Origin of the sequence: Amycolatopsis coloradensis (assembly GCF_001953865.1) — a bacterium.
Classification (GTDB): Bacteria; Actinomycetota; Actinomycetes; order Mycobacteriales; family Pseudonocardiaceae; genus Amycolatopsis; species Amycolatopsis coloradensis.
The window spans coordinates 270,457-283,857 of the sequence record NZ_MQUQ01000002.1 but is presented as its reverse complement, the minus strand read 5'-3'; the positions used below and the strand labels follow the sequence as shown (position 1 = coordinate 283,857).

The window sequence follows — 13,401 nt, the reverse complement described above, 5'->3', positions numbered from 1 at the left end:
TCAGGTGAGCGAGGTCTGCGCCGTCGTCCAGAAGTCTTCGCGCGCGTGCCACGGGGCGGGCCAGTCGGCGCGCTGGGTGAGGAGGATCCCGGTCAGCCCCGTGGCCGGATCCGCCGCCCAGGAAGTGCCGAGCCCGCCGTCCCAGCCGTAGCGGCCCTTCGTGGCGAGGCCGTCTTCCCGGTTGACGACGGCGAGTCCGAAACCCCAGCCGAGGCCGTGATCCAGGAGCGGCGCGCCGCCTGCCGCCTGCTCGGCGGTGAGATGGTCGGACGTGAGCAGCGCGACCGACCTCGGGGACAGCAGCCGCTCGCCGCCGTTCAGCAGCATCCGGCTGAACGCGAGGTAGTCGTCCGCCGTGGAGACGAGTCCCGCGCCGCCGGACGGGAACGGCACCGGCGCGCTCCACTGGCCGTCGGGGCCGTCGAACACGCGCAGTTCACCGGTGACCTCGTCCGCTTGATACGACGTCGTGAACCGGTGCGCCTGCTCGGAGGGGACCACGAAACCGGTGTCGGCCATGCCCAGCGGCTCGAAGATCCGTTCGGTGAGAAACCGTTCGAACGACATGTCCGCGGCGCGCGCGATCAGGATGGCCAGCACTTCCGAACCGACTTGGTACATCCACCGCTCGCCGGGCTGGTGCAGCAGCGGCAGCGAGCCAAGGCGGCGCAGCCACTCGTCCGGCTGGAGCGGTGTCGCCGGTTTCGGCGGGCCGATGGCCAGTTCGAGTTCGTCGATCGCGCGCTGGATCGGGGTCGAGCCCGGCGGTGCGAGGACGATGCCGAACCCCAGCCGGAAGGTGAGCAAGTCCCGCAGGGTGATCGGCCGGTCCGCCGGGACGGTGTCGTCCAGCGGACCGTCGATCCGGGTCAGCACCCGGCGGTCCGCGAGTTCGGGAAGCAGCCTGTCGACCGGTTCGTCGAGCCGGAGACGGCATTCCTCGACCAGCATCATCGCCGCGACCGCGGTGACGGGTTTGGTCATCGAACTGATCCGGAAGAGACTGCCGCGTTCCATCGGCGGGCCGCCGAACGCCTTGTCGCCCAAGACGTTCACGTGGACTTCGTCGCCGGCCGCGACGAGGGACACGAGCCCGGGAACCTCGCCGCGGGCGACGTAGCCGGACAGGACGCGATGCGCGCGCCGCAGCGCCGCCGGATCGAACCTGGCCATCAGGACTTCACGAGCGCGATGGTCAGGCCGTCGTAGCCCTTCGCGCCGACGGTCTGGACAGCCGTCGCGTCGACGCGTGGTTCGGCGGAGATCATCTCGTGCAGCCGCCGGATCCCCTGGATGTTCGGGTCCTCGCTGGCGGCGTTGGCCACCGCGCCGCCTCGGACGACGTTGTCGACCACGATCACGCCGCCGGGCCGGACGAGCTTCAGCGCCGCTTCGAAATAGCCGGGGTTGTTGACCTTGTCCGCGTCGATGAACGCCAAGTCGATCGGTCCCTCGACCGACGGCAGGAGGTCCAGTGCCTTGCCGACGCGGACCTCGACCAGCCCGCCGAGCCCGGCCGCGTCGAGGTTGCCGCGCGCGACCTCGGCGTGCTTCGGGTCGAATTCGAGCGTGACGAGCCTGCCCTGCGGCGGCAGGGCGCGCGCGAGCCAGATCGTGCTGTACCCGCCGAGCGTGCCGATCTCCAGGATCGAACGCGCGCCGATCATCCTGGCCAGCAGGTTGAGCAGCTTCCCCTGGTTCGGGGCGACGGCGATCGAGGGCAGCCCGGCCTTCTCCGACGCCAGCAGCGCGGCTTCGAGGGCGGGATCGGACGGGACGAGCACCCCGGACAGGTAGTCGTCCACTTCGGACCACAGTTGCTGTGACATGGCACCTCCGCCGCCAACCTACTCCGATCAGGCGGCGCGGCGACCGGCCTTCGGGATCACCAGCGGGGTCCCGGTTTCGGGGCACGGCATGACCCGGCACGGCAGCTCGAAGATCTTCTCGACGTTGTCGGCGGTGACGACCTCTTCGGGTGCGCCGGTCGCCAGTACCTCCCCGTCCCGCATCGCGATCATGTGCGTCGCGTAGCGGGCGGCGTGGTTGAGGTCGTGCAGCACCGCGACCAGCGTCCGGCCCTGCTCCTGGTGCAGCTCCGCGCACAGGTCGAGGATGTCCATCTGATGCGCGATGTCCAGATAGGTCGTCGGCTCGTCGAGGAGCAGGAGGTCGGTCTCCTGCGCGAGCGCCATCGCCATCCACACGCGCTGCCGCTGGCCGCCGGACAGTTCGTCGACCAGCCGCTCGGCGAGGTCGCCGACCCCCGTGGCGCGCATGGACTCCGCGACCACGGTGGCGTCCTCACGGGACCACTGGCGCAGCAGGCGCTGGTGCGGGTACCGGCCGCGCGCGACGAGGTCGGCGACGGTGATGCCGTCGGGCGCGATCGAACTCTGCGGCAGCAGGCCGAGCCGTCGCGCGACCTCCTTGGCCGGGAAGGAACTGATCACCTGGCCGTCGAGGAACACCGAACCCTGGCGGGGTTTCAGCATCCGCGCGAGCGCGCGCAGCAGGGTCGTCTTGCCGCAGGCGTTCGGTCCGACGATGACGGTGAACGACCGGTCGGGGATGACCACCCCGAGGTCTTCGGCCACGGTCCGGCCGTCGTAGGCGAGCGTCAGCGCGTCCGCGTGCAGGCGCGAGGTCGTGCTCTGCTCGGTGAGGATGTCCACGCAGGGGAGGCTAACCTAGGAGACCGCCGTTGCGGTGTTCCGCAGGTCGCAGTCGGCTCACCACGTCCTCCGATGACATCATGAGGCGTGGAGGACTACCGGATAGTCGCGGACGAGATCTCCGCCGATGTCGAGGCGGGCAGGCTTCGTCCTGGTGACCGGCTGCCCCCGCAGCGGCGATTCGCCCGCGAACGCGGGATCGCGAACTCCACCGCCGCCAGGGTCTACGGCGAACTCGTACGGCGAGGCGTCGTGGTCGGCGAGGTCGGCCGCGGCACGTTCGTCCGCGCCGCGAAGCCGCCGCTGGAGACCGCGCTCGCCGAGCCGGCTGGCGCGACGGTCGACCTCGAACTCAATTTCGCCGTCCTCCCGGAGCAATCCGCGCTGGTCGGGAAGGCACTGGAGCCGCTCCTGCGTGACGACGTCCTCACCGCGGCACTGCGGCCGGGGAGCGTCACCGGCTCGAAGCAGGCTCGTGACGCCGCGGCCGGGCTGTTCGTGAAAGACGGCTGGACGCCGGAAGTCCTCTTCGCCGGAAGTGGGCGCCAGGCCATCGCGGCCGCCATCGCCGCTTTCGTGCCGATGGGGGAACGGCTCGCCGTCGAGGCCATCACCTATCCCGTGGTCAAGGCGCTCGCCGGGCGGCTCGGCGTCCAGTTGGTGCCCATCGAGACCGACGACTGGGGTCTCATGCCCGAAGCGCTCGAAGCCGCGCACGCCGCCGCGCCGGTCCGCGCGCTGTACGTCCAGCCGACGTTGCACAACCCGCTCGGGTCCACAATGGACGAAGCGCGCCGGGTCGAGCTGGCGGAAACCGTGCGCCGGATGGACATCCCGGTGATCGAGGACGGGATCTACACCTTCCTCCGGCCCGAGATCCGGCCGTTCGCGACGTACGCGCCGGAACGCACGGTGTTCGCCGACAGCATGTCCAAACGGCTCGCCCCCGGGCTGACCACCGGATTCCTCGCCGTGCCGCCGGAATGGACGGAGCGACTGGCGGCCGCGGTGCGCTCGGGCGGTTGGGTCGCACCCCGGTTCGCCCTCGAAGCCGCCACCCGGTGGATCACCGGCGGCACCCTGGAAACCGTCGAACGGGCGAAACGCCTCGACGCGGCGGAACGCCAGCGGGTGACGGCGGAGCGGCTGACCGGGTTCACGGTGCGCGCCGATCCGCACGCGTATCACTGCTGGTGGGAACTGCCCGAGCACTGGCGCGCCGAAACCTTCGTCGCCGCGGCCGCGCGCCGCGGGATCGCGGTCACCCCGGCGGCCGCGTTCGCCGTCGTCCCCGGCCACGCCCCGAACGCGGTGCGCCTGGCGGTGTCCTCTCCGCCCATCGAGACGCTATCGGCCGCTCTTGACGTTCTCGCGGGACTCGCCGCCGGACGCCCCGAAGACGCGGGCGCCGACTAGTCTCCGCGTTTCGTCCTCTAGTTGCGGTAGTTCGCACTCCCAACTACCGCAACTAGAGGACGAAACGCGGGAGGTCAGGGGCGCGGTGCCCACTTCCCGATGAAGCTGCCGCAGGTGACGGTCTGCCCGGTGAGCCGCGACCGCAGCGCGTTCTCCATCCCGAGGTAGTCGAAGATCGGCGCGTTTCCCGCGACCTCGGCCGGCACGGGCCCGCCCTTGGTCAGGGTCGCCATGCTCACCGTCTGGAACAGCACCAGGTAGTCGCCGTCGCGGTTGAGGTCGTCGGCGGTCGACAGCGTCCGCTGGGGTGCGTCGGCGACGATCTCCAGCGGCAGCGGCCATTCCAGCGGGAACGGGTTGCGCAGGCCGAAGGCGGGGTAGGCGAACGGGTTGTCGGGCAGGACCGCGGTCCGCCCCGCGGGGAACCGCGTGACACAGTCCTGGATCTGGGAGATGTAGGTGAAGGTGCCAGGGTTCGTCCGGATCCCGCGCATCGACGGCGTCACCGCGCCCAGGTCACCGGTCAGCTTCTCGTGCGCCATGTCGAGGTACGCGGCCTCGTCGTGATGCGCGACCACGGCCCAGCCCGACGCCAGCACCGCGACCAGGCCCATCGCCGTGGCGCCGGCCATGGCGACCGCGCGAGGCGGCTCGGTCATCGGCGGCAGCGCGTCCGACAACAGCAGGATCGCCGTCAGCGCCAGCGTTCCGGTGAACAGCGTCGGGGTGTCGTTTCCCCAGGACAGGCTGGTCATGAAACCGGTCGCGAAGACCAGCGCGCCCATTCGCGGGAACCGCCGGGCCGCCACCCAGTTCACCAGCAGCGCGACACCGAGGATCCACCACAGAACGTCCGCCCAGCGCGACGCGCCGGTGAAGTGTCCATCCACGACGGTGCCGACCACCACCGCCACCCCGGCCAGCACCAGCAGCCGCGCGGCGATCGCGCCGGCGAATCCGGCGCGGTCGCGGAAGATCCCGAGCAGGGCCAGAAGCACGCCCGCGATCGCGAAAAAGGTCAAGCCCCGCACTGGTGGCCGCAACAGGGTTTCGGGATTTTCCAGCCACAGCCCGAGAAGTCGTTCGCCGTACGCGGGGAGACCGCCGGTGAGCTGCTCGGCCATCGCGCCGAGCCCGCCGTCGAGGGTGACGATTCCGAGGTAGAAAAGCAGAAAGGCGCCCAGTGCCAGCAGGTCCCATGCCAGGCGTGCCCACCAGCGGCCGGTGCGGAACGCTCCTTCCCGCAGCGACGGGTGCAGCAGCAACCAGCACAACGCGATCACCGGCACCGGCGCGAAACTCTGCTTGACGAACACCGCGGTGCCCAGCAGCACGAGACCGAGCCGCCGCGGCCACGCCAGCTCGCGGCGCAGCCCGGAATCCAGCGCCCAAGCGCCGCAGGCGGTCAGGAAGATCCCGTCGATGGTGTGCCACGCCATCAGCGGGAACCCGTTGAGGTTCAGCAGCGACGCGGCCGCCGTCAGCCCGGTGAGCCCCGGCCCCCAGTCGCGGACGCGGCGACGGGTGACCAGTACGGCGAACGCGATGGTCGCCAGGATGATCTCCAGCATGCTGAGCACGCTGGAGACGAAGAACAGCGGTCCTGGCAGGACGAAGTCGACGACGTGCAGATACGCCGAACCCAGCGGCCGCGCGGAGATGATGCCGGAGTGCGGGACCTCGCCGTGCAGCACGCGCCACGCCTGGGCGAGGATGAAACCCTGGTCCGACGGGTGGAAACCGAAGCGCCCCACCCGGAGTTCGGTGGCGACGGCGAGCGCGAGGACCCAGGTCACGTGCAGGGAAAGTCGCAGCACCGTCCTGGACGGACGTACCGCTGACATCCCGGTGGCGTCCGGTCCGGTCGTCAGCGGGGGACTGGCGACGTCCACACTGCCCCTTCCCTCCTCGTCCTGCCTCGGCCCGAGTCCGCCGACCCCCCGGCGTATCGGAAACCGATGGTAGCGGCCGGTGGCGTCGCCCGATCGAGCCCGGCGGCGAGGACGTCAGGGACGGCGGCGCCAGACCAGCCTGGTGACCGCGCCCGCCACCGAGGCGAGCGGGGCCTTCCGGGGCAGGCCACGGGTTTCCGGCGCGGACTCTGGCATCGCGCGGTAGACGAGGTGTGCGAAGAACCGCGTCGTCTTGGGTGCGACGAGCGTCACCAACTCGGCGGCCGTGCCTTCGGGCAGGTTCAGGATCTCCGGCCGTTTTTCCAAGGCCTTCACCACGAGCGCGGCGGCGCGTTCGGGAGAACTCGACGGCATCCCGCGGTAGGACCCGGTTGGCGTGATCATGTCGGTGCGCACCAGTGGCATCCGGACCGAGGTGAAGGTGACGCCGTCGGAAAGCGTTTCCCGTCCGGCGGTCAGCCCGAACTCCTCCAGCGCGGCCTTCGATGCCAGGTAAGCGGAAAACCGCGGTGTGTCGGTCTGCAGTCCTTGGGTGGTCACGTTGACGACGTGGCCGAATCCGCGCGCGGTCATGGACGGCAGCAGGCCGAGGGTCAGCCGTACCGGGCCGAAGTAGTTGATCGCCATCGTGCGCTCGAAGTCGTGGAACCGTTCGGTGGACAGCGAAAGCGACCGCCGGATCGAGCGGCCCGCGTTGTTGACCAGCATGTCGACCGCGCCGTGCGCGGCGAGCACGTCCTTGACCAGAGCGTCGACCGCGTCGCCGTCGGTGAGGTCGCACGGGTACGCGGACGCCTTCCCGCCCGCCGCGACGATCTGTTCGCGGACCTCTTCGAGTTCATCGGCCCGCCTCGCCACGAGGATCACCTCGGCGCCCTTCGCGGCGACGGCCAGCGCGGACGCGCGCCCGATGCCCGACGAGGCACCGGTGATCAGGACCTTGCGGCCGTCGAGCGGTTCCGGCCCGCGGCGGCGGCGTCCGCGATCGGGGTCCAGGTGTGCGAGCCAGTACCGGTAGAGCGGCCCGGCGTACTCCTTCAACGGGGGCAAGGTGATTCCGCTGCCGTCGAGTGCCGCGGTGGTCACGCTCGTGTCGAAGTCGACCTCCATGCTCAAATGCGGCAGGACTTCGAGCGGGATGCCGAGTTCCGCCAGTACCGAGGCGCGGGCCGAACGCCCGCCCGGGACGCGGTCGAATCCGGCCGCCGCGGACCTCGCCACGCGGGTTCCGGCCCGCTTCAGCGCTCCGGACGCACGTGCGGGAAGGACGGCGGAGATCCTCGGCCCACCCGCTGCCCGAGCGAAGGCGTTGTAGACCTCGTGCAGTGGTTGCGGCCGCGGTGACGCGAGGTGGTACGTGCTGCCGCTCGGCGCGTCGACGTGCATGAGGTGCTCGAGCGCTTCGACGACGTAGTCGACCGGCACGATGTTCGTGGCGCCGAGATCCGGGGCGGCCAGCGGAAGGCGGCGGGGCAGTGTGGCGAGCCGCGAGATCGCGGGGAGGAAGTAGTACGGGCCGTCGATCTTGTCCATCTCGCCGGTACGCGAATCGCCGGCCACGGCGGACGGCCGGTACACGCGAAACGGCGTTTTCCCGTGCCGTCGCACGAGTTTCTCGGCCTCGAACTTCGTCGCGTGATACGGCGACGCGAAGCTCTGGCCGAGGTCGAAGTCCGCCTCGGTGAAGCGCCCGGCGTACTGCCCGGCGACCGCGATCGAAGAGACGTGGTGGAAGAGCCCGGCGTTCGCGGCGGCGGCGAACTCCAGGACGTTGCGGGTGCCATCGACGTTGGCCGCGCGGTTGGCCGCTTCGTCCGCGGTGAGGTCGTAGATCGCGCCGAGGTGCACGACGTGGTCAACGTGGTCGAGTGAGCCCACTTTGGCCGGGTCGATGCCCAGCGTGGGTTCGGTCAGATCGCCGGTGACGGGGACGAGCTTCTCGTGGCTCGGGAGCTTCCCGCGTGAGGTCTCCCTCACGAGAACATGGACGGCTACGGTCTCAGGTCGCCGTAGTAGGCGCGCAACCAGGCGTTTACCCAGAAAACCCGTCGCGCCCGTCACGAAATAGGTGGTCATGGCCGGCTCCTTCCGAACGGGGCCGACTCTACCTACTCAGAAGTAGGAACGGTAGTTGTCATTCACTGTGATCCGGATGCTCGGCCACCGCGACCACGGCGTCGCGGAGCGCGGCGCGCAGGCGCCCCACGTCCAGCGGCCCGAGTACGGCGGCTTCGCCGGGCGGCGCCACGAGCACGATCTTGTCGCTGCTCACGAACACCGTCACGTCACTGCGCCTGCCCGCGAGATCCCGGCAGCCGACCGACCATTCGTCCCGCGGTGCCAACGTCCTCATCCTCCCGTATCCCATGGTCTCCCTTTCTCGTCCATGGCTGGGACGAGGCGGTTTCGGGGCCGTGACGCGGGTTGCCCCCATATTCCTACTGATGGGTTAACCGAGCCTTCACTCCGTGATCGAAACACCGGGTGATCGACAGCTGAATTGGCCAGGCCGGACGAGGGTGGACCGGAGTAGCGTCCGAGGGAAGCCTGCTTGGGAGGTCTTCGTGTCCGAACCCAGGGTCGTCATCGTCGGGGCCGGTCTCGCCGGAGCGACGGCCGCCGCGTACGTCTCCAGAGTGGTGACGAGCTTCCGGCGGACGTCGTGCTGGTGGCCGTCGGCGCCACGCCGCGGGTCGCGTATTTCCATCCCCGCTACGGAAAACGCGTCCGCGTCGAGCACTGGGGATGCGCGAAGTGGCAAGGCGAGCACGTCGCGGGGAACCTGCTGGAGGAGAACGAGCCGTACCTCAAGAGCCCGTATTTCTTCGACGAACTCGTCGTGCGGGGCGACCTCGCGGCGCGGGACTTCACGGCGTTCTGGATGCGGGACGGGCAGGTGACCGCCGCGATGAACGTCAACCAGTGGGACGACGGGGACGCGCTGAAGGCTCTCGTCGAGGGCCACGCAGCGGTGACGGCGCGAAATTTGCCATGAAAGCGTCCTTCATCGCGCCCTGGGGAGGCTTAGGCCGCCGGAACGACCAAGGCCCGCGAAGGGCGCGTCATGGTCCCGAAGGCCAACAGCGCGAGTACGCCGAACGCCGCCATGGTGATCCCCATCGGCACCGCGGTCCCCGCGCCGCCCAGCCCGACCAGCGGCGTCGCCAGCCCGCCGACGACGAACTGCAGCACCCCCAGCAACGCCGACGCCGAACCGGCCGACCGGGCCTGCTCGGCCAGCGCCAGCGAACTCGCGTTCGGCGCGACCATGCCGATGCTCGACACCAGGATGAACAGCGGGATCAGCAGTCCGATCAAACCCAGGTCCAGCACCGCCGCGGCCAGCACGCCGAATCCGGCGACCGCCGCGACGGTCAGGCCGACGGTCAGCAGCGTCCGCTCCGGGAAGCGTCCGACGATGCGCCCGTTCAACTGCCCGACGGCCACGATGCCGATGCCGTTGAGCCCGAACACCAGGCTGTACTCCTGCGGGCTGAGCCCGTAGACACCCTGGAGCGCGAAGGACGATCCGGAGATGTAGGCGAACAGGCTGCCGAACATGAACCCGGAAGCCAGCGCGTAGCCGAGGAAACCGCGGTCGCGGAACAGACCGGCGTAGGTCCGCATCACCGAGCCGAAGCGCGCGGGTGTGCGGCGTTCCTCGGGCAGCGGTTCCGGCAGCAGGAAGAAGACGACGGCGAGCAGGATCGCGCCGAACACGGTCAGGCAGACGAACACGCCGCGCCACGAGGTCCAGTTCAGGATCTGGCCGCCGATGATCGGCGCCAGGATCGGGGCGAGCCCGTTGACCAGCATGAGCAGCGAGAAGAACTTCGTCATCGCGGTGCCGGAATAGAGGTCGCGCACGGTCGCCCTGGCGATCACGATGCCCGCCGCGGCACCGAAGGCCTGGACGCCGCGGGCGGCGATGAGCAGTTCGGCGCTCGGCGCGATGGCGCACAGGATCGAGCCGACCATGTACAGGGCGAGTCCGGCCACGAGCGGTTTGCGGCGGCCGATCGCGTCGGACAGCGGGCCGAGGATGAGCTGGCCGATGGCGAGCCCGATGATGAACGCGCTCAGCGTGAGCTGGACGGTCGCGTCCGCCGCGCGCAGTTCCCCCGCCATCTGCGGCAGCGCGGGCAGGTACATGTCGATGGACAGGGGCCCGAAGGCGGACAGGCCGCCGAGGATCAGGACGAACCGGGCGCGTCCGGTCGTGATCGGGCGCGCGACGGGTTCAGCCACTCGCTCGGGCGCGATGGTCATGCTCTTCCTCTCCCCAGTGATGGTTCCGCAGAGAACAACTTGCTTAGAGTAGGTAACTATTCCCGCTGTGAGGTAGGGCACGCCGACTTTCGGCGACTGATCCGATCAATTTTCCAGACGGATCGAGACCACCCCTGGATCTTGCGGAACTCGTCGGGTATACATCGGATGTCTGTTCGTTGCCGATGGTTTGGTTGGAAGGGAAAATCCGTGCAACTGGTGCGTCTCGGGGAGCCGGGAAGTGAGCGTCCGTTCGTGCGTGCCGGAGATGGCACGGTGCGCGACCTCGCGGGGCTGACCGCCGACATCGATGGCAGCTTCTTCGCGAGCGACGGCGTCGCCAGGGTCGCGGCCGCGCTGGCCGCCGGTGAGCTGCCCGAAGCCGGTGCCGAAGCCGCGGGGGCCAGGGTCGGCGCGCCGATCGCCCGGCCGGGCAAGGTCGTTTGCATCGGCCTCAACTACCGGCGGCACGCCGAGGAGTCCGGCGCCGCCGTCCCGGCCGAGCCGGTCGTCTTCATGAAGGCCTCCGACGTCGTCGTCGGCCCGGAGGACGACGTGCTCGTGCCGCGGAACTCGACGAAGACCGACTGGGAGGTCGAGCTCGGCGTCGTCATCGGCAAGACCGCTCGCTATCTCGACAGCGTCGAAGAAGCCCTCGAGTACGTCGCCGGGTACACCGTTTCGAATGACGTATCCGAACGCGAGTTCCAGCTCGAACGCGGCGGCCAGTGGGACAAGGGCAAGTCGTGCGAGAACTTCAACCCGCTCGGCCCGTGGCTGGTCACCGCCGACGAGGTGCCCGACCCGCAGGACCTCGGCCTGCGACTGTGGGTCAACGGCGAGAAGAAACAGGACTCCTCCACCAAGGACATGATTTTCACGGTCGCCGAGATCGTGCATTATCTGAGCCAGTTCATGGTGCTGCGTCCGGGTGACCTCATCAACACCGGAACCCCGCAGGGCGTCGCGCTCGGTCAGCCCGATCCCAAGCCGTACCTGCGGGAAGGTGACGTCATCGAGCTCGAGATCGACGGCCTCGGCCGCCAGCGCCAGACCGTCAGGCAGGCGTGATGGCGAAGATCGTGGGCATGGACGTGCTCGACGTCCGCTTCCCCACCTCGCGGGAGCTGGACGGTTCGGACGCCATGAACCCGGACCCGGACTACTCGGCCGCGTACGTCGTGCTGCACACCGACGGCGGCCCGGACGGCTACGGGCTCGCCTTCACCATCGGCCGCGGCAACGACGTCCAGGCCGCCGCCATCCGCGCGCTCGAAACGCATGTCGTCGGCCGGGACGTCCCCACCGGGGCGGCCGCGCTCGGCGACCTGTCCAGGGCGCTGGTCGGCGACTCGCAACTGCGCTGGCTCGGCCCGGAAAAGGGTGTCGCGCACATGGCGATCGGCGCGGTGGTCAACGCCGCCTGGGATCTCGCCGCGCGCATCGCCGGGCTGCCGGTCTGGCGTTTCGCCGCCGAGATGTCGCCTGAGGACCTGGTGTCGCTCGTCGACTTCCGCTATCTCTCCGACGCGCTGACCGAACAGGAAGCGCTCGACATCCTTCGCGCCGCCGAGCCCGGCCGCGCCGAGCGGATCGCCCGGATCGAACGCGACGGATACCGCGCGTACAGCACGTCTCCCGGTTGGCTCGGTTACTCGGACGCGAAACTCGTCCGGCTCGCCGAACAGGCGGTCGCGGACGGCTTCGAGATGATCAAGCTGAAGGTCGGCGGCAACCTCGAGGACGACGTCCGCCGGATGAAGCTCGCCCGCGAGACCGTCGGCGCGGCCATCCATGTCGCCGTGGACGCGAACCAGCGCTGGGACGTCTCGGCCGCGATCACCTGGATGACCGAGCTGGCGCCGTACGACCCGTACTGGATCGAGGAGCCCACTTCGCCGGACGACGTGCTCGGGCACGCCGCGATCGCCAAGGCGCTCGCCCCGATCCGGGTGGCCACCGGCGAGCACGTCCAGAACCGCGTGATGTTCAAGCAACTGCTCCAGGCCGGCGCGATCTCGGTGCTGCAACTGGACGCCGCCAGGGTCGGCGGGTTCAACGAGAACCTGGCGATCCTGTTGCTGGCGGCCAAGTTCGACGTCCCGGTGTGCCCGCACGCCGGCGGGGTCGGGCTGTGCGAACTCGTGCGGCACCTGTCGATGTTCGACTTCGTGGCGGTGTCCGGTTCCGACGCCGACCGGTCCATCGAATGGGTCGAGGGCCTCCACGAGCACTTCACCGATCCGGCCGTCGTGGCCGGTGGTCGCTACCTCGCGCCGTCCTCGCCGGGCTTCTCCGCGCGGATGCACGACGCGACGCTGCGCCGGTTCACCTTCCCCGACGGTCCAGAATGGACGGAGACTGCCAGTGAGTGAGTTCGAAGGCCTCGTCGCCGCCGTCACCGGTGGCGCGTCCGGGATCGGCAGGGCCACCGCGGATCTGCTCGCCGCCCGCGGGGCGACGGTCGCGGTGCTCGATCTGAAGCCGGATGACCTCCCCGAAGGCCTCACCGGATTCCGGTGCGACGTCGGTTCGGACGACGAGGTGTGTTCGGCGATCGACGCGGTCGCGGAGCGGTTCGGCAGGCTCGATATCCTGGCCAACAACGCCGGGATCGGTGCTCAGGGCGACGTCACCGCCAACGACGACGACGAATGGCACCGGGTGCTCGACATCAACGTCGTCGGCATGGTGCGACTGGCGCGGGCGGCGTTGCCGCATCTGAAGAAGTCGCCGTCGGCCGCGATCGTCAACACCTGCTCGATCGCCGCGTGGGCGGGCCTGCCCCACCGCGCGCTGTACTCGGCCAGCAAGGGCGCGGTGCTCTCACTGACCCTGGCGATGGCGACCGATCACCTCGCCGACCGGATCCGGGTCAACTGCGTCTGCCCCGGCACCGCGGACACCCCGTGGGTCGGCAGGCTGCTCGACTCCGCCGGTGACCCGGAAGCCGAACGGGCGGCGCTGGCCGCCCGCCAGCCGATGGGCAGGCTGGTGACCGCGGACGAGGTCGCGCACTCGATCGCGTACCTCGCCAGTCCGCTGTCCGCGTCGACCACCGGAACGGCTCTCGCCGTCGACGGAGGTATGTACGGGCTGCGTCCGCGCGGCCCGGTCCAGCAGTAGGT

Annotated in this window: 11 protein-coding genes and 1 pseudogene; 5 read left to right on the top strand and 7 right to left on the bottom strand. The window is 69.8% G+C overall.

Going from position 1 to position 13,401, the window contains the following annotated elements:
- From BS329_RS03220 to BS329_RS03210, 3 genes are read right to left on the bottom strand one after another with little or no spacing between them, the layout of a single operon-like run.
- Positions 1–1,173, bottom strand: a complete 1,173-nt coding sequence (locus BS329_RS03220) for a serine hydrolase domain-containing protein (RefSeq protein WP_076155513.1) — start codon at positions 1,171–1,173, stop codon at positions 1–3.
- Positions 1,173–1,829, bottom strand: a complete 657-nt coding sequence (locus BS329_RS03215) for an O-methyltransferase (RefSeq protein WP_076155511.1) — start codon at positions 1,827–1,829, stop codon at positions 1,173–1,175. The genes BS329_RS03220 and BS329_RS03215 overlap by 1 nt, the downstream gene beginning before the upstream one ends.
- Before the next feature lie 27 nt (positions 1,830–1,856).
- Complete coding sequence (locus BS329_RS03210; protein ID WP_076155510.1) at positions 1,857–2,675, bottom strand: ABC transporter ATP-binding protein; 819 nt, start codon at positions 2,673–2,675, stop codon at positions 1,857–1,859.
- 87 nt (positions 2,676–2,762) lie between these two features.
- On the opposite strand from BS329_RS03210, the gene BS329_RS03205 reads away from it, so the two are divergent.
- On the top strand, positions 2,763–4,091 hold the full coding sequence (locus BS329_RS03205; protein ID WP_076155508.1) for an aminotransferase-like domain-containing protein: 1,329 nt from the start codon (positions 2,763–2,765) through the stop codon (positions 4,089–4,091).
- 74 nt (positions 4,092–4,165) lie between these two features.
- Here BS329_RS03205 and BS329_RS03200 read toward each other — a convergent pair whose 3' ends face one another.
- The 3 genes from BS329_RS03200 to BS329_RS03190 form a co-directional block, all read right to left on the bottom strand.
- Positions 4,166–5,983, bottom strand: a complete 1,818-nt coding sequence (locus BS329_RS03200) for a hypothetical protein (RefSeq protein WP_076155506.1) — start codon at positions 5,981–5,983, stop codon at positions 4,166–4,168.
- Positions 5,984–6,097: 114 nt separating this feature from the next.
- Entirely contained in the window at positions 6,098–8,080 is a 1,983-nt protein-coding gene (locus BS329_RS03195; protein WP_076155505.1) for an SDR family oxidoreductase, read from the bottom strand.
- A 58-nt stretch (positions 8,081–8,138) separates the two neighbouring features.
- On the bottom strand, positions 8,139–8,357 hold the full coding sequence (locus tag BS329_RS03190; protein WP_084749342.1) for a hypothetical protein: 219 nt from the start codon (positions 8,355–8,357) through the stop codon (positions 8,139–8,141).
- Positions 8,358–8,627: 270 nt separating this feature from the next.
- Here BS329_RS03190 and BS329_RS03185 point away from each other — a divergent pair.
- Positions 8,628–8,999, top strand: a pseudogene (locus tag BS329_RS03185) (oxidoreductase C-terminal domain-containing protein); the annotation flags it as partial.
- A 29-nt stretch (positions 9,000–9,028) separates the two neighbouring features.
- Here the strand turns inward: BS329_RS03185 and BS329_RS03180 are convergent.
- The gene (locus tag BS329_RS03180; protein ID WP_076155502.1) at positions 9,029–10,273 is read right to left on the bottom strand and encodes a Bcr/CflA family multidrug efflux MFS transporter; all 1,245 of its coding nucleotides are present in this window, start codon (positions 10,271–10,273) and stop codon (positions 9,029–9,031) included.
- A gap of 210 nt (positions 10,274–10,483) precedes the next feature.
- On the opposite strand from BS329_RS03180, the gene BS329_RS03175 reads away from it, so the two are divergent.
- The 3 genes from BS329_RS03175 to BS329_RS03165 are packed head-to-tail and all read left to right on the top strand — an operon-like array spanning position 10,484 to position 13,399.
- Complete coding sequence (locus BS329_RS03175) at positions 10,484–11,344, top strand: fumarylacetoacetate hydrolase family protein (protein ID WP_076155500.1); 861 nt, start codon at positions 10,484–10,486, stop codon at positions 11,342–11,344.
- Positions 11,344–12,648, top strand: coding sequence for an enolase C-terminal domain-like protein (locus BS329_RS03170; protein WP_076155499.1), 1,305 nt, complete (start codon positions 11,344–11,346; stop codon positions 12,646–12,648). Before BS329_RS03175 ends, BS329_RS03170 begins: the two co-directional genes overlap by 1 nt.
- Positions 12,641–13,399, top strand: a complete 759-nt coding sequence (locus tag BS329_RS03165; protein WP_076155497.1) for an SDR family NAD(P)-dependent oxidoreductase — start codon at positions 12,641–12,643, stop codon at positions 13,397–13,399. The genes BS329_RS03170 and BS329_RS03165 overlap by 8 nt, the downstream gene beginning before the upstream one ends.
- Positions 13,400–13,401 lie beyond the last annotated feature (2 nt).